Origin of the sequence: Bacteroides caecimuris (assembly GCF_001688725.2) — a bacterium.
In the GTDB taxonomy this organism is placed as follows: domain Bacteria; phylum Bacteroidota; class Bacteroidia; order Bacteroidales; family Bacteroidaceae; genus Bacteroides; species Bacteroides caecimuris.
The window spans coordinates 2,347,419-2,364,134 of the sequence record NZ_CP015401.2 but is presented as its reverse complement, the minus strand read 5'-3'; the positions used below and the strand labels follow the sequence as shown (position 1 = coordinate 2,364,134).

Here is a 16,716-nt window from a genome sequence, read left to right as displayed (position 1 = left end):
ATGGAATTGGAACGCTTATTTACTTCTATATTGGATGCCCCTACTTGTTATCCAGAGAAGGAGAGGAAAAGCCGTGAGCAACGTAATGCTGATTTGTTAGCATGGTACGAGAAATATGAGGACATCAATGAAGTTTATAACTTCTGGGGAATGGATTGTGTCGATGCAACAAATCTTGACGAATGGCTAGATCGGGGTTTATTTAGAAAGCAACGCCACGATATTAATGCATTTGTTTATCCCAATGGAAGTAAATTTCCAATGGATTATACTGTAATCATGCGAGATAAACGTATGTTTGAAGGCTTTTGTGAAATGGTATTAGGATATGGGAATAGTTATTCTCCATCAGTTGCTTACATTGTTGAAAGAAAGTTCATGCTAAAGAATGGTCGAGTATTAGATTCTGCTGACTTTAAAGAATTTATAGAGAAATATGAATCTCAGATGCTCGTATTCAAGCAAGTATTTGGTTGTTCCGGTGAAACTGTAAAAGTCGTTAAAATCCAAAATGGTAATGTATTTTCTAGTGGTGAAACATATACTCCAATCAATTTTTTTAATCTATTGACCAATATAAAGTCCTCAAGTTGGATTGTACAGGAATATATTATTCAGCATCCTAAAATGAAAAGACTGAATGAAACATCTGTGAACACATTGCGTTTTGTTACATTTCATACGGGAGATGATATTAGAGTATTTCCTGTTATTATGATGAGGTATGGCGCTTTTGGAGCTTTAGTTGATAATTCCAGTTTAGGTGTTGGTGTTGACATGGAAGGTATCGTTATGGAATCGGCTTTTGATCTTAAGAGTAAGCAGAGAAAGAGGTGCCATGAGGCAGGTATGAAAATACCATTTTTCAAGGATGCTGTTGATATGGTAAAGCACCTACATAGTAATATCCCTGAAATTTTCACAATAGGATGGGATATTTGTATAACACCTAATGGTCCTCATGTTATTGAGGGTAATGACGGATGGGACGTTGTTTTACATCAAGCTTTCGATGGTTGTAAGATGAGAGGTTTTTGGAACGAAATGGTTGCCATGCATGAGTTGTATTACAAATAATAATAATAGATAAAAGAACGACACAATGAATATTTGTATAGTAGGTGGTGGTCATATAGGTACTACATTGGTATGTTATATAAAGCACTCTCATCCTGAGTATAAAGTGTCTCTTTATACTCGTAAACCGGAATTGTTTGCTGAAGAAATTCAATGTAATGATATTGAGCGGAATATTTCGTATTATGTCAAACCAGATTTGATTAGTAATAGTGCAGAAAAGACTGCAGGAGGTGCTGATATTGTATTTATAGCTCTTCCTCATTTTGCCATAGAAAAGGCTTTTGGAAATATTGCTCCGTATGTTGCTGCGGATGCTTTTATCGGTGTCTTGCCTGGCGGAGGAGGTTGTGAGTTCATTTTTAATAAGTATTTTGACAATGATAAAACTCTTTTTGGATTTCAACGAGTACCATTTACTGCTAAATTGGAAAAGTATGGTGTTGAAACAAATTTGAAGAGTTGGAAACCATTTAGTGTGGTTGGAACATTAAATACCGATCGTATAGACAAAGCCTGTGAACGGATTGAGCTGTGCGGATTGAGAACAAAGAAAGCTTCAAATTATCTGGAAATTGCACTTACTCCTACCAATCCTATATTGCATACTTCACGAACATACGAACTTTTTAGTAAACATGATGTGGATTATGTTTATGATACGAAATTTAAGTTCTATGTAGGATGGAGCGATGATACTTCGGAGACTCTTTTGGGCATGGATCGGGAATTGCATAATCTTCTTGATGCTATGGATGGCATCAATACTTCTGCCATTCGTCCTTTATCAGAGCATTATGAGTCTCCTACTATACCTGCACTAACTGCTAAGATTAATAGTATACCTACTTTCCAAACGGTGTTTGCGCCAATGAAGGAAACAGAAGGAGGGTATATAACCGATGTTACATCCCGTATGTTTACAGAGGACTTTCCGTGGGGATTAGCAGTGATTCGTTCTTATTTTGAGTTTTTTAATATAAAAGCCCCTACAATGGATAAAGTGCTTGGATGGTATGCAGATTATATGGGATTAGAATGGTATGTTGAGGGAAAATTCTGTGGCAAGGATCTTATTCAAACTGGCATAATACAGAATTATGATATAAAGACTAAAGAAGAGTTACTCGCGCTATATAAATAATATAAGCGTAAATTCTTTTGTGCTGACAAAAAACAAACATGGCAATATCACTGAAACAACAAACGATATCAGGCATGATTTGGAGTTTTCTTCAACGTTTTGGTTCGATGGGAGTGAGTTTTATATCCAATATAATATTTGCTCGTCTTTTAACTCCGGATGATTATGGGTGTATCGGAATGCTAACCATATTCATTGCATTATCTAATACATTCATTGATGGCGGTTTTGGTTCTGCACTGATACAGAAAAAACGTCCTACACAAGAGGATTACTCTACTATTTTTTATTGGAATGTCTTTTTAAGTATTGTACTTTACGCAATATTATTTCTTTGCGCGCCGCTAATAGCAGACTTTTATAATATTGAAATATTATCAAAAATTCTACAAGTTGAAGGGATTATTCTTATTATAAATGCGCTTGGTATCATACAGAACAATCAATTACGAAAACAGCTCAAATTCAAATCTATTGCACATATTACGCTGACCGCATCAATAGTCTCTGTCATAGTCGCAATAGTGATGGCCTATATGGGGTATGGAGTTTGGAGTTTGGTGGCTCAACAAATAGTTTTATCTTTTGTTTCTACTCTACTATATTGGATACATGGTTCATGGCGTCCTAGTCGAACTTTTTCAGCAAGATCATTTAAGGAACTTTTCGGTTTCGGTTCATTTATTCTTTTATCCAGTTTACTCAATGCTTTTTGCAACAACTTGAACGGATTATTGATAGGAAAATTTTTCAATGCTTCATCTATGGGATATTTCACACAAGCCAAGAAGTTGGAAGATGTTTTTTCTTCAAGTATAGAAACTGTTGTCGGGCAAGTGACTTATCCTGTATTGGTTGAAGTAAAGGATAAAAATGATGAATTAAAAAAAATGTTGTCACAGTTCAACTCCTTATTGTTATATGTAGTGACACCTTTGATGCTTCTGTTAAATTTGTTTGCTAAACCAATTATCAGTCTGCTGTTAGGAGTTGAATGGCTGCCTGCCGTACCTTATCTTGAAATTTTGGCATTTCAAGGTATAGCTATCAGCATACAGAATGTGAATTATAATGCAGTAGCTTCCATTGGACGTAGTAAGAATTTATTTGTATCCACAGTAATCAAGCGCAGTGTCTCCGTAGCTTCACTAATTGTAGGTCTGAAAGTAGGTGGCATTGAAGGTTTATTATGGGGAATGGTTGTATCATCATTCTTTATCTGTTTATACAACTCTATAATGGTGCATCAGTATATTGGGTACAAACTATTGGAGCAACTTACTGATTTACTGTCAATAATATTGATTAATGGTGTTACATACATATGTGTATATGCCATTAAATGTTATGTGTCTATCAATGGATTTGTTTGGTATTTAATAATGTTAGTAGCTTATATTTCTATATATCTATTGCTATCGTATGTATCTAATATAAGGACGTTGACATTGATTTCTAATATCACAAAAGATTTGCTTCATAGAGTTGTTAATAAAAGGTTATAAATGCATTTATGAAAGATTTACATATATCATTTGTTGGTGATATAATGCCAGGTGGAGTATTGGCATATCAAGATCGATTCTATACAGATTCTATAAAAGAGTACTTGTCGGGGTTTGATTTACGTGTGGCAACTCTTGAGGTTGCAATAGGAGATAATATCTCCTTTGACGAAATCAAAATGAAAGGGAGATGTAATATCATATATTCAAAAAATGAATCGATTGCTAAAATTGTAGAATTGAATATTAATATTGTATCTTTAGCGAACAATCATATTTTTGACTTAGGATTTGAAGGTTTTGAGAATACCATTAAGTTGCTTGGAGAAAACAAAATCTGTTATTGTGGAGCTGGTCGAAATATAGAAGAAGCGAGACGCCCTGTTTTGATTGAAATGCATGGGAAGACAATAGCATTTCTTGCATATTGTGATTATGATTTTCCCACTATTGGCTATGTGCCAATTGCAACTGAAAATTCATACGGTATAAATCCGCTGAATATAGATTCTGCTGTTGCAGACATAAAAAAATATAAAGAAAAGTGTGATTTTGTGGTAATCTTACCTCATTGGGGGGTAGAGTATAATCGTTTTCCTACTAAAAAAATGAAAGATTATGGTAAGATGATGATTGATGCTGGTGCCGACTTGATTATTGGCAGCCATGCTCATATCGTTCAGCCAAGCATAAGGTATAAAAAGAAACATATATTTTATGGTTTGGGGAATTTCTTGTTCCCTGACTTCTATATGTATCCTCCCCGCCCAATATGGTATCCGTCTGTTGTAGGGGACAACCATTCGATGAATATTACCTATGATTACCCATTCCCTATTAAGAATCCACTGAAAAGAGTGTGGAGAGAAGCCTCTAGAGTTGGTCTTATGGTAGAAGTTGTAATTTCTAAAGATTTTAATATTTCTTCTCGGCTATCTATCTTAAGACGAGATAATATTGTAGAGTTGTATACGAATAAAAAATTAGATAGAAAGTTGTCTTTATTGAGTATTATTGTTTCATCGCCTTTATACAATGGGGGGACTCTAATTGGGAAATTGATGGCTAAAGTAAACAGTTTATTGTTTTTAATCAAGAAATGACATGATAGACGAAAAATTGCAGAATGATTTGCGTGCTAAATATAATCCTGAAGGTTCACAGTTACGTCAACACCAATTAAGAACATTGGAGATTCTTAAAATTGTCGACATTATATGTAGGGAACACGATATAAATTATTGGTTGTCAAGTGGTACATTATTAGGTGCCGTTCGTCATAAAGGTTTCATACCATGGGATGATGATGTTGACATAGAAATGCTTAGAGATGACTTTAAGAAATTCAATGAAATCATACCGCAATATTTACCGGAAAACTTTAAGCTACAGAATCATAAGACTGATAAATGTTATTATTGGCCTTTTTCAAAAGTTAGAGATGAACGTTACCCTATAAAAGAAGTATGTAATACAGATATCAGGTATAAATATCATGGGGTATATATTGATGTATTTTGCATAGAGAAAGGTTCTCTTTTCTTCTCGAAAATATCTAAGTGGCTTCATTATAGATTGTGTTTAGGGAGATCTTGCTATAAATCAACTCCTAAGTTATATTTGTCTTTGGTATATAATACATTAACCCACTTAGTATATCCATTCTTTCGCTTGTGCATGTTTTTCCGTCCCGATTCAAAGTTATTTCAAACTTATGGTTCTGGGTTTCATAGATATCGTACAATGGAGGATATTTTCCCTTTAACAAAAATTGAATTTGAAGGCTATAAGTTTAATGCTCCAAAGGATTCTCATGCTTATCTTCAAAAGATTTTTGGCGACTATATGAAAATGCCCAATGAGAACAACATTGTATCTCATATATAATTATTAGTGTTATGCGTCTATTATATTGCATTCCATCATTAACAAATTGTGGTGGAACAGAAAGGGTGTTAACTACTAGGCTGAATTATCTAGCAGAGCGTACTTCCTATGAACTCTATATTGTTACTACTGAGGATCAAATAAGAAAACCATTTTTTGATCTTAACTCAAAAATTTCTATAATTAATTTGAACATTAATTTTAATGAGGAGAAAACATTTTTGTCGAAACTCTTAAATTATAAAAGCAAGCTGAAGTTATATAAAGCTAAATTATGGTCTGTTATACAAGAAATAAAACCTGATATAGTAACATCCTTATTGTCTCATGAAATAGATTTCCTTTCAGATTTGAATGATGGAAGTATCAAAATCGGTGAAAACCATTTTAACCGAAATTTCCGATATTCTTTCGTTAAAAATAATTCTAAAAATATTCTTCGACATACTATAGCTAAATATAGAGATTTTGAACTTGGTCATAATGTGAAGAAATTGGATGTGTTAGTGACGCTAACTCAAGAAGATGCCTCGTTGTGGTCAGATGGTGTAAAAAAACATATAATACCCAATCCTTTGTCATTTGTAAAGGAATATAAGTCTGAAGGAAATACAAAAAGGGTAGTTGCTGCTGGTCGTTTAACCAAGGAAAAAGGATTTGATTTACTTTTGCATGCATGGGAATTGATTTTCCCTTTGTTCCCAGATTGGTCATTAGCTATTTATGGAGAAGGAGAAGAATATAGTAACCTACAATCTATAATAGAGGGAAAGAAACTCAAAAATGTTCAAATAAATCCATTTGATGAGAATATTTCCGAACAGTTTGTAAATTCCGACTTTTATGTATTAAGTTCTCGGTTTGAAGGTTTTGGATTAGTAATAATAGAAGCAATGGAATGTGGATTACCTGTCGTTTCTTTTGATTGCAAGTCTGGACCTAAAGAAATAATTTCTGATGGAGAAGATGGCATTTTAGTCAACAATGGGGATATCTCAGCGTTAGCAGACGCCATGACACATCTAATGAAGAACTCGCATATTAGATCCTCAATGAGTAAGAGTGCAATAGAGAAAGCGGCAAAATTCAACTTAGATAATATAATGGGAAAATGGATAAGTTTGTACAAAAGTACTATTCAGTAGCAACTGATAAATATGCAATATTATTGGTGTATTTTATTCATTTTAAATTCTTTTTGCAGATTGTACTGGATATAGAGTCTGTCATAATGAATGTATTGTTGTATGTGTTTTTACTATTGGGAATTGACTATAAGAGGGTAAAGTATTCATTTCTTATTTTAATACCTATTTTGGGTGTCTGTATTCTGAACGTAGCAGCTCGTAATATATTTGTGATATTATTATCTACTTATATCGTATCTCAACTATCATTAAAAACTATATTATTCCATAATCTTTCGGCTCAATTAATAATATTTTTTTTATCATCAATTTGTTTGTTCTTTGGAATTACAACATCAGAACTATTTCAACAGACAGTACTGGATATGCGTATTAGATACGATTATGGTATGGGTAATCCAAATACATTTGCTTTATTCATATACTCCTTCATAATCAATTTATACTTATATAAGGGGATTTATTATAAGAAATATCTATTCATTATTGGAATGATAGCATGGATGGTTTTTTCATATACAGGATCTAGAACTTTTTTTATGTCTGTTTTAATTCTATTGATATTTAGAGTTTTAGGTAAATTGTGGGCACGATATCCTCTAATATTAAAATTTTTATTAATAACAACTCCTATATTAATTTTTAGTGCAGTATTTTATTTCTCTCAGAATTACATCTCATACCCAGAAGTAAATTTATTATTTTCAGGACGCTTAGATCTTTATAACAAACTGTTGTCATTAGTTGGTTACTTTGACTATTTGATTGGTACGGATCTAATAAACACAGAGACTATAGATAGTTCTTTTCTTCATCTTCTGTTTGAGGGAGGAGTCATTCCTTTTTCGTTGTTTGTTTTATTGTATTTTAATTTTATACGTAAAGCTGATAAAAATCAATTATCTGCTATTGTTCCACTTATGGCGAGTGTTTTTACCGTAGCTTTGACAGAGTCAGTTTTGACATTTGTTTTGATTTTCGGGAACATGATTATCTGGATTCTTCTGTACAAAACATATTTAAATAAGAGAATTCCCCTTTATTAAGACTAATAAAGTATATGAATATTACTTGTTTCCATTTATACAACGATTACAGTGGTAGCCCTAAAGTATTACGTAATATAGTAGAAGGGTTGCTTGATAAAAAACATAAGGTAACTATTGTTACTTCTAAGACAAATGGTGTTTTAAATGATTTATTTGAAGTTGATAATTTGAATTATGAGTATTTTAATTATCATCCTTCTAGTAATAAGTTTTTATGGATATGCCATTTCATATACGCTCAAGTATCCCTCTTTTTGAAGGCATTAAAATATCAGGATTCTTCTGTATTTTATATAAATACAATTATGCCAGTAGGTGCAGCTATAGCTGGTCGGCTTTTAAATAAGAAGGTGGTATATCATTATCACGAGAATGCTTTTATTAAAAGTTCTTTTTACAGAGTGCTTTATCGTATAATGTTAATCATTGCTGATGAAATAATATGTGTATCAAAATATCAGCGTTCGTTCTTGCCTCAAAGTAATAATATCTCGGTCGTTTATAATGCACTTCCAGAATCATTTATATGTAAGTTGGTTCCAAATATGAATAAGGCATTTAATAAGAAAAATATATTAATGGTTTCTTCATTAGTTCTTTATAAAAGTCCGATTGAATTTATAACATTAGCACAAAAACTTCCTTTGTATAAATTCACATTAGTTTTGAATGATACTCAGACTGCTATAGAGAATTTTATATCAAAGTATAATATAAAGGTTCCTAATAACATTAAGATTTATCCTCGTCAGTCAGATATAAGTCGATTTTATAATGAAGCTTCAATTCTATTGAATTTGTCGAATAGAAAAAAATTTATAGAGACTTTTGGAATGACCGCTCTCGAAGGTATGTCAGCAGGCATACCTGTAATAGTACCGACGGTTGGTGGAATAGCAGAATTGGTCGATGATGATATAAACGGATATAAAATAGATGTGCAACAACTTGATATTATTGCGGATAGAATCAAGTATATGCTTTCTGACATAGACATTTATTCTGAATTGGCAAAAGGTGCATTAACAACAGCAGCATTGTATTCAAACAAATATATGTGCGAAGGAATTGAAACAATTTTGGTGCAATAAATAGTAATTATAATCAATCATGAAAAATATTACAATCGTAGGAACTCAAGGGGTTCCCGCCAATTATGGAGGTTTTGAGTCTCTCGTTGAAAATATTATTGGAGAGAATAAATCTCCTAATATGAACTATACGGTATTTTGTAGTAGCAAGGACTTACCGCAACAAATAAATGAATATAAGAGTGCAAAACTAAAATATATACCTCTCAGCGCGAATGGTATTCAAAGTATACCATACGATATGCTCAGCCTATTAAAAGTGCCAAAAGAAACAGATGTGATCTTAGTTCTGGGAGTATCAGGCTCCCTGATATTTCCTTTTTTTAGGCTGTTTTCCAAGAAGAAACTAGTGATGAACATTGATGGGCTGGAACATCGCCGTAATAAATGGAGTAAAGCTGCAAAATGGTATCTTAAGATTTCTGAGAAGATGGCGGTAAAATATGCTGATGTCATAATTGCTGACAACAAGGGAATACAGGATTATGTAAAAGAGGAATATGGAAAAGATTCTGTGCTTATTGCATACGGAGGCGATCATGTGATTCGAGATATTGAACCTAGGTTTGAAGATGATATTTTAAGAAAGTTTGCATTAATCCCCAATGATTATGCTATCACTGTATGTAGAATAGAGCCGGAAAACAATTGTCATAATACACTTGAGGCTTTCTCAAAGACTGATAAGAAACTTATTTTTATCGGGAACTGGAATCGTAGTGAGTACGGACGTAACTTAAAAGAGAAGTATAGTAAGTTCCCGAATATCATCATTCAAGATCCAATATATGATATAGACATTTTGTATGCTTTAAGAAAAAACGCAGAGATGTATATTCACGGTCATAGTGCAGGAGGTACAAATCCATCTCTAGTAGAAGCTATGTTCTTTGGGTGTCCTATCTTATGCTATGATGTTGTATATAATCGCGCTAGTACGCAGAATGAAGCCTATTACTGGAAGGATGTCTGTGAACTTGTTGATTTGCTAAAACGCACGGATTTATGTGGTGATGCAATGCGAAGTATTGCTCAAAAAGAATATACTTGGAAAATGATAGCGTCGCAATATGAGGCTTTGTATTAATACTACAATGAAAGAATGTCTGTTTTTTTTAATTATACGAAAGTTTTTAGTTATCTGAATCGATTCTGGAAAGAGGTATTTGTTTTTGGGATGACGAGGGAGTTTACGATAGACAACAATCCGGCAGAGCGAACCATTCGAAAGCTGACTACTCAACGCAACAATTCACTTCATTATGGTAGTGATGCTGGAGCAGAGATGGCAGCAACTTATCACAGTGTGATAGGAACGGTAAAGCTTCATGGTAGTTCTATCTGGAACTTCATCGGAACTTTTTTCAAAAATATCTTTAACGGGTGCAGGGATTATGTTAACATGGTTTCTGACAAAATCACTTGGGCTGCCAGCCAATGTTAAATTCAAGACTAATTAATTAACAAAACTTGGTTTAGGATGCAATAATGTGCCCTTCCAAAGGAGTATCCCTAAATTGAGTGCTTATATGTTTTTTTGCATAGAATGAAAATTTATCTAGTATTAACCCCATAACGTCCTAAAATCATGAAATATCTACTAATGGCATTGGCCTTTCTGATTTCCGTTTTCATCGCCCGTATGATTATCCCTCGCATCCTGCTGATATCCTATCGGAAGAAACTGTTCGATTCTCAGGAAGAGCGCAAGGTTCACAAAGGTGCGATCCCCCGTCTGGGCGGAGTCTCTTTTTTCCCTACCATCCTGTTTTCTTGTTGCGGAGTGCTGGCTTTCTACAACCTGTTCGGCTATTATGTCTCCACGCTTCACGACGACCGCATCTTGTCGGAGATGTTGCTGCTTGTCTGCGGACTGGTTCTGCTTTACCTGACGGGTATTGCCGACGACTTGATTGGTGTTCGTTACGGCAATAAGATGGCAGTGCAGTTAGTGAGTGCCTGCCTGTTTCCGTTGAGCGGACTTTGGATAAACGACCTTTACGGTTTGTTCGGTTTGGGCATGATTCCTCAGTTTTGGGGAGGGCTGCTCACAGTGCTGGTAGTGATTCTCATCACGAACGCCATCAATCTGATTGATGGTATCGATGGTCTTGCTTCGGGGTTAAGTAGCGTGTCGTTAGTGGTGTTGGGGGCATTGTTTTTAGAGCGTGAGATGTGGAGTTGCAGTCTGATCGCTTTCAGCTCGTTCGGTGTGCTGGTTCCGTTTTTCTATTACAATGTTTTTGGTAAGGCTGAGCGTGCGCGTAAGATCTTTATGGGCGATACGGGCAGTCTGACGTTGGGTTACATCCTGAGTTTCCTTGCCATCAAGTATAGTCAGAATCTCGATGGCATCCCTAAGGAACACGGTCCGTTGGTGATTGCTTTCAGCACGCTGCTGGTACCTGTTTTCGATGCTATCCGCGTTGCTATCGTCCGTATGTATAAAGGGCGGAATCCTTTCGAACCTGACAAGACGCACATTCATCACTTGTTCTTGAAAATGGGCTTTACGGTTCGTCAAGCATTGCTGATGATTCTTCTGTTGTCTTGCATCCTCAGCGGTTTGAATATCTGGCTGATTCCTTATGTGGAGAATACGGTGATGCTGTTACTGGATATGCTGGTATGGATCGGGTTGAATATTTGGTGGATGAAAAGAATAAAAATGGTATAAAATAAATATTGAATTTGTTGACTATGTTGAAAACGTGAAATATGTTGAAAATGTGAAATGAACACGTGAGTGTTTCGTATGTTGAGATGAAGAAAATGTAGGTCCCTAGTTTCATGCTGTAAAAACATGATTCCCTACATGGTGGATCAGAAATAGCACGACGGTGCATTTCTGATCTACGCCCTGGCATCGGAGGTTAAAGCCGATGTGAATTTCCCACTATATCAACGGTCTGTGAAGATCGTTGATATTTTTGTATGTCATCCTCTCATCAACTTCTATTTCGACGATTAAGTTCGGCTAGGATAGTGGTAATTCCCGGAATTCTTTTTATCTTTGACGCATATTAGTAACTAACGCCTATATAAAATATAATGAGATACTTAGACCCTAAAGCCGATTTGACGTTCAAGCGCGTCTTCGGCGAGCATCCCGATTTGGTGATGAGCTTTTTGAATGCCTTGCTTCCTTTATCTCCGGGTCAGGAGGTGACTGAAATCGAATATCTCCCCGTGGAGCTTGTCCCTGACAATCCATTGCGTAAGAACAGTATTGTAGATGTCCGTTGCCGCGACAATCAGGGTCGCATTTTTTTGGTTGAAATGCAGATGATATGGAGTTCTGAGTTTAAACAGCGTGTTTTGTTCAACGCTTCCAAAGCTTACGTTCGCCAGCTGGATACGGGGGAGAATTATGAACTGCTTCAACCCGTTTATTCTCTGAATCTGGTGAACGATATCTTTGAATTGGATTTGGATGATGAGTTCTATCATTATTACCGTTTGGTTCATACGGAACATACCGAAAAGGTGATCGAAGGCCTGCATCTTGTATTTGTGGAACTTCCTAAGTTTACTCCTCAAAATTATAGTGATAAGAAAATGCAGGTTCTTTGGCTGCGTTATCTAACTGAGATCAACGAACGTACGCGCGAAGTCCCCAAAGAGTTTTTGGCAAATCCTGAACTTAAAAAAGCTGTGAAGGCTCTTGAAGAGTCTGCTTTTACCGATGCCCAGCTTGCTGGCTATGAGAAGTTTTGGGATATAATCAGTGTGGAGAAAACCTTGTTCAGTAGTGCGGAGCGACGGGGCATGAGGAGAGGACTGGAAGAAGGTATGAAGAAAGGCTTGGAAGAAGGCAAAAAAGAAGGTATAAAGGAAGGCAAAAAAGAAGGTATAAAAGAAGGTATAAAAGAAGGCATAAAAGAAGGCAAAAAGGAAGTTGCTCGCAGCTTGAAAATGGCAGGTATACCTACTGCCATTATTATGGAAAGCACAGGTCTGTCGGAGGTGGAGATTGAGGATTTGTAAAGCGGTAGATGAGTGTTGCCTGAAAAGAAAAAACGATTTTCTTTTCTGTTATTGAACTGCACTTGGGTATCAAAATTCTCCTTTTGAAGAATTTGCCCCTGCCACAGATAGCTGTATCAAGGGCAAATCTTAAAGTATCCGATAAAAATGGGCGTATCTCTCATAAACTTATCTTTCAGAGATTAAGTTCGGCTAGGATAGTGGTAATTCCCGGAATTCTTTTTATCTTTGACGCATATTAGTAACTAACGCCTATATAAAATATAATGAGATACTTAGACCCTAAAGCCGATTTGACGTTCAAGCGCGTCTTCGGCGAGCATCCCGATTTGGTGATGAGCTTCTTGAATGCCTTGCTTCCTTTATCTCCGGGTCAGGAGGTGACTGAAATCGAATATCTCCCCGTGGAGCTTGTCCCTGACAATCCTTTGCGTAAGAACAGTATTGTAGATGTCCGTTGCCGCGACAATCAGGGTCGCATTTTTCTGGTTGAAATGCAGATGATATGGAGTTCTGAGTTCAAGCAGCGTGTTTTGTTCAACGCTTCCAAAGCTTACGTTCGCCAGCTGGATACGGGGGAGAATTATGAACTGCTGCAACCTGTGTATTCTCTGAATCTGGTGAACGATATCTTTGAATTGGATTTGGATGATGAGTTCTATCATTATTACCGTTTGGTTCATACTGAACATACCGAAAAGGTGATCGAGGGCCTGCATCTTGTATTTGTGGAACTTCCTAAGTTTACTCCTCAAAATTATAGTGATAAGAAAATGCAGGTTCTTTGGCTGCGTTATCTAACTGAGATCAACGAACGTACGCGCGAAGTCCCCAAAGAGTTTTTGGCAAATCCTGAACTTAAAAAAGCTGTGAAGGCTCTTGAAGAGTCTGCTTTTACCGATGCCCAGCTTGCTGGCTATGAGAAGTTTTGGGATATAATCAGTGTGGAGAAAACCTTGTTCAGTAGTGCGGAGCGACGGGGCATGAGGAGAGGACTGGAAGAAGGTATGAAGAAAGGCTTGGAAGAAGGCAAAAAAGAAGGTATAAAAGAAGGTATAAAGGAAGGCATAAAGGAAGGCAAAAAAGAAGTTGCTCGCAGCTTGAAAATGGCAGGTATACCTACTGCCATTATTATGGAAAGCACAGGTCTGTCGGAGGTGGAGATTGAGGATTTGTAAAGCGGTAGATGAGTGTTGCCTGAAAAGAAAAAACGATTTTCTTTTCTGTTATTGAACTGCACCTGGGTATCAAAACTCTCCTTTTGAAGAATTTGCCCCTGCCACAGATAGCTGTATCAAGGGCAAATCTTAAAGTATCCGATAAAAATGGGCGTATCTCTCATCAACTTCTATTTCGACGATTAAGTTCGGCTAGGATAATGGTAATTCCCGGAATTCTTTTTATCTTTGACGCATATTAGTAACTAACGCCTATATAAAATATAATGAGATACTTAGACCCTAAAGCCGATTTGACGTTCAAGCGCGTCTTCGGCGAGCATCCCGATTTGGTGATGAGCTTTTTGAATGCCTTGCTTCCTTTATCTCCGGGTCAGGAGGTGACTGAAATCGAATATCTCCCCGTGGAGCTTGTCCCTGACAATCCTTTGCGTAAAAATAGTATTGTAGATGTCCGTTGCCGCGACAATCAGGGTCGCATTTTTTTGGTTGAAATGCAGATGATATGGAGTTCTGAGTTTAAGCAGCGTGTTTTGTTCAACGCTTCCAAAGCTTACGTTCGCCAGCTGGATACGGGGGAGAATTATGAACTGCTTCAACCCGTGTATTCTCTGAATCTAGTGAACGATATCTTTGAATTGGATTTGGATGATGAGTTCTATCATTATTACCGTTTGGTTCATACTGAACATACCGAAAAGGTGATCGAAGGCCTGCACCTGGTATTTGTGGAACTTCCTAAGTTTACTCCTCAAAATTATAGTGAGAAGAAAATGCAGGTTCTTTGGTTGCGTTATCTAACGGAGATCAACGAACGTACGCGCGAAGTCCCCAAAGAGTTTTTGGCAAATCCTGAACTTAAAAAAGCTGTCAAGGCTCTTGAAGAGTCTGCTTTTACCGATGCCCAGTTGGCTGGCTATGAGAAGTTTTGGGATATAATCAGTGTGGAGAAAACCTTGTTCAGTAGTGCGGAGCGACGGGGCATGAGGAGAGGGCTGGAAGAAGGTATGAAGAAAGGCTTGGAAGAAGGCAAAAAAGAAGGTATAAAAGAAGGCATAAAGGAAGGTATAAAGGAAGGCAAAAAAGAAGGTATAAAAGAAGGTATAAAAGAAGGTATAAAAGAAGGTATAAAAGAAGGCAAAAAGGAAGTTGCTCGTAGCTTGAAAATGGCAGGTATACCTACTGCCATTATTATGGAAAGCACAGGTCTGTCGGAGATCGAGATTGAGGATTTATAAGGCGGTAGATGAGTGTTGCCTGAAAAGAAAAAACGATTTTCTTTTCTGTTATTGAACTGCACTTGGGTATCAAAATTCTCCTTTTGAAGAATTTGCCCCTGCCACAGATAGCTGTATCAAGGGCAAATCTTAAAGTATCCGATAAAAATGGGCGTATCTCTCATAAACTTATCTTTCAGAGATTAAGTTCGGCTAGGATAGTGGTAATTCCCGGAATTCTTTTTATCTTTGACGCATATTAGTAACTAACGCCTATATAAAATATAATGAGATACTTAGACCCTAAAGCCGATTTGACGTTCAAGCGCGTCTTCGGCGAGCATCCCGATTTGGTGATGAGCTTTTTGAATGCCTTGCTTCCTTTATCTCCGGGGCAGGAGGTGACTGAAATCGAATATCTTCCCGTGGAGCTTGTTCCTGACAATCCTTTGCGTAAGAACAGTATTGTAGATGTCCGTTGCCGCGACAATCAGGGTCGCATTTTCTTGGTTGAAATGCAGATGATATGGAGTTCTGAGTTTAAACAGCGTGTTTTGTTCAACGCTTCCAAAGCTTACGTTCGCCAGCTGGATACGGGGGAGAATTATGAACTGCTTCAACCCGTTTATTCTCTGAATCTGGTGAACGATATCTTTGAATTGGATTTGGATGATGAGTTCTATCATTATTACCGTTTGGTTCATACTGAACATACCGAAAAGGTGATCGAAGGCCTGCACCTGGTATTTGTGGAACTTCCTAAGTTTACTCCTCAAAATTATAGTGAAAAGAAAATGCAGGTTCTTTGGCTGCGTTATCTAACTGAGATCAACGAACGTACGCGCGAAGTCCCCAAAGAGTTTTTGGCAAATCCTGAACTTAAAAAAGCTGTGAAGGCTCTTGAAGAGTCTGCTTTTACCGATGCCCAGCTTGCTGGCTATGAGAAGTTTTGGGATATAATCAGTGTGGAGAAAACCTTGTTCAGTAGTGCGGAGCGACGGGGCATGAGGAGAGGACTGGAAGAAGGTATGAAGAAAGGCTTGGAAGAAGGCAAAAAAGAAGGTATAAAAGAAGGCAAAAAGGAAGTTGCTCGCAGCTTGAAAATGGCAGGTATACCTACTGCCATTATAATGGAAAGCACAGGTCTGTTGGAGAACGAGATTGAGGATTTGTAAAGCGGTAGATGAGTGTTGCCTGAAAAGAAAAAACGATTTTCTTTTCTGTTATTGAACTGCACCTGGGTATCAAAATTCTCCTTTTGAAGAATTTTCCCTTGCCACAGATAGCTGTATCAAGGGCAAATCTTAAAGTATCCGATAAAAATGGGCGTATCTCTCATCAACTTCTATTTCGACGATTAAGTTCGGCTAGGATAGTGGTAATTCCCGGAATTCTTTTTATCTTTGACGCATATTAGTAACTAACGCCTATAT

General features: G+C 36.7%; 14 protein-coding genes and 1 pseudogene. All 15 read left to right on the top strand.

Going from position 1 to position 16,716, the window contains the following annotated elements:
* Positions 1 to 1,077, top strand: coding sequence for a sugar-transfer associated ATP-grasp domain-containing protein (locus A4V03_RS10245; protein WP_065538821.1), 1,077 nt, complete (start codon positions 1 to 3; stop codon positions 1,075 to 1,077).
* 25 nt (positions 1,078 to 1,102) lie between these two features.
* Positions 1,103 to 2,221, top strand: coding sequence for an NAD/NADP-dependent octopine/nopaline dehydrogenase family protein (locus A4V03_RS10240; RefSeq protein ID WP_065538820.1), 1,119 nt, complete (start codon positions 1,103 to 1,105; stop codon positions 2,219 to 2,221).
* A 38-nt stretch (positions 2,222 to 2,259) separates the two neighbouring features.
* Complete coding sequence (locus A4V03_RS10235) at positions 2,260 to 3,726, top strand: lipopolysaccharide biosynthesis protein (RefSeq protein WP_065538819.1); 1,467 nt, start codon at positions 2,260 to 2,262, stop codon at positions 3,724 to 3,726.
* An 8-nt stretch (positions 3,727 to 3,734) separates the two neighbouring features.
* A complete protein-coding gene (locus tag A4V03_RS10230; RefSeq protein WP_065538818.1) occupies positions 3,735 to 4,829 on the top strand; it encodes a CapA family protein in 1,095 nt (364 codons plus the stop codon).
* Position 4,830: 1 nt separating this feature from the next.
* The gene (locus A4V03_RS10225; protein ID WP_065538817.1) at positions 4,831 to 5,613 is read left to right on the top strand and encodes a LicD family protein; all 783 of its coding nucleotides are present in this window, start codon (positions 4,831 to 4,833) and stop codon (positions 5,611 to 5,613) included.
* A gap of 11 nt (positions 5,614 to 5,624) precedes the next feature.
* Complete coding sequence (locus tag A4V03_RS10220) at positions 5,625 to 6,758, top strand: glycosyltransferase family 4 protein (protein ID WP_065538816.1); 1,134 nt, start codon at positions 5,625 to 5,627, stop codon at positions 6,756 to 6,758.
* Positions 6,725 to 7,807 (top strand): oligosaccharide repeat unit polymerase, encoded by a 1,083-nt coding sequence (locus tag A4V03_RS10215; protein ID WP_065538815.1) that lies wholly within the window; start codon positions 6,725 to 6,727, stop codon positions 7,805 to 7,807. Before A4V03_RS10220 ends, A4V03_RS10215 begins: the two co-directional genes overlap by 34 nt.
* Before the next feature lie 14 nt (positions 7,808 to 7,821).
* Positions 7,822 to 8,901 carry a glycosyltransferase family 4 protein gene (locus A4V03_RS10210; protein ID WP_065538814.1) on the top strand — a complete coding sequence of 360 codons (1,080 nt, stop codon included), beginning with the start codon at positions 7,822 to 7,824 and terminating at the stop codon, positions 8,899 to 8,901.
* A 19-nt stretch (positions 8,902 to 8,920) separates the two neighbouring features.
* Complete coding sequence (locus tag A4V03_RS10205; protein ID WP_065538813.1) at positions 8,921 to 9,988, top strand: DUF1972 domain-containing protein; 1,068 nt, start codon at positions 8,921 to 8,923, stop codon at positions 9,986 to 9,988.
* A 48-nt stretch (positions 9,989 to 10,036) separates the two neighbouring features.
* Positions 10,037 to 10,345, top strand: a pseudogene (locus A4V03_RS10200) (IS66 family transposase); the annotation flags it as partial.
* Positions 10,346 to 10,489: 144 nt separating this feature from the next.
* Positions 10,490 to 11,578, top strand: coding sequence for an MraY family glycosyltransferase (locus tag A4V03_RS10195; RefSeq protein WP_065538812.1), 1,089 nt, complete (start codon positions 10,490 to 10,492; stop codon positions 11,576 to 11,578).
* Between the two features lie 374 nt (positions 11,579 to 11,952).
* Positions 11,953 to 12,888 carry an Rpn family recombination-promoting nuclease/putative transposase gene (locus tag A4V03_RS10190; RefSeq protein ID WP_065538811.1) on the top strand — a complete coding sequence of 312 codons (936 nt, stop codon included), beginning with the start codon at positions 11,953 to 11,955 and terminating at the stop codon, positions 12,886 to 12,888.
* A gap of 266 nt (positions 12,889 to 13,154) precedes the next feature.
* Complete coding sequence (locus A4V03_RS10185) at positions 13,155 to 14,066, top strand: Rpn family recombination-promoting nuclease/putative transposase (protein WP_065538810.1); 912 nt, start codon at positions 13,155 to 13,157, stop codon at positions 14,064 to 14,066.
* A 266-nt stretch (positions 14,067 to 14,332) separates the two neighbouring features.
* A complete protein-coding gene (locus A4V03_RS10180; RefSeq protein ID WP_065538809.1) occupies positions 14,333 to 15,304 on the top strand; it encodes an Rpn family recombination-promoting nuclease/putative transposase in 972 nt (323 codons plus the stop codon).
* 266 nt (positions 15,305 to 15,570) lie between these two features.
* Positions 15,571 to 16,458 (top strand): Rpn family recombination-promoting nuclease/putative transposase, encoded by an 888-nt coding sequence (locus A4V03_RS10175; protein ID WP_065538808.1) that lies wholly within the window; start codon positions 15,571 to 15,573, stop codon positions 16,456 to 16,458.
* Positions 16,459 to 16,716 lie beyond the last annotated feature (258 nt).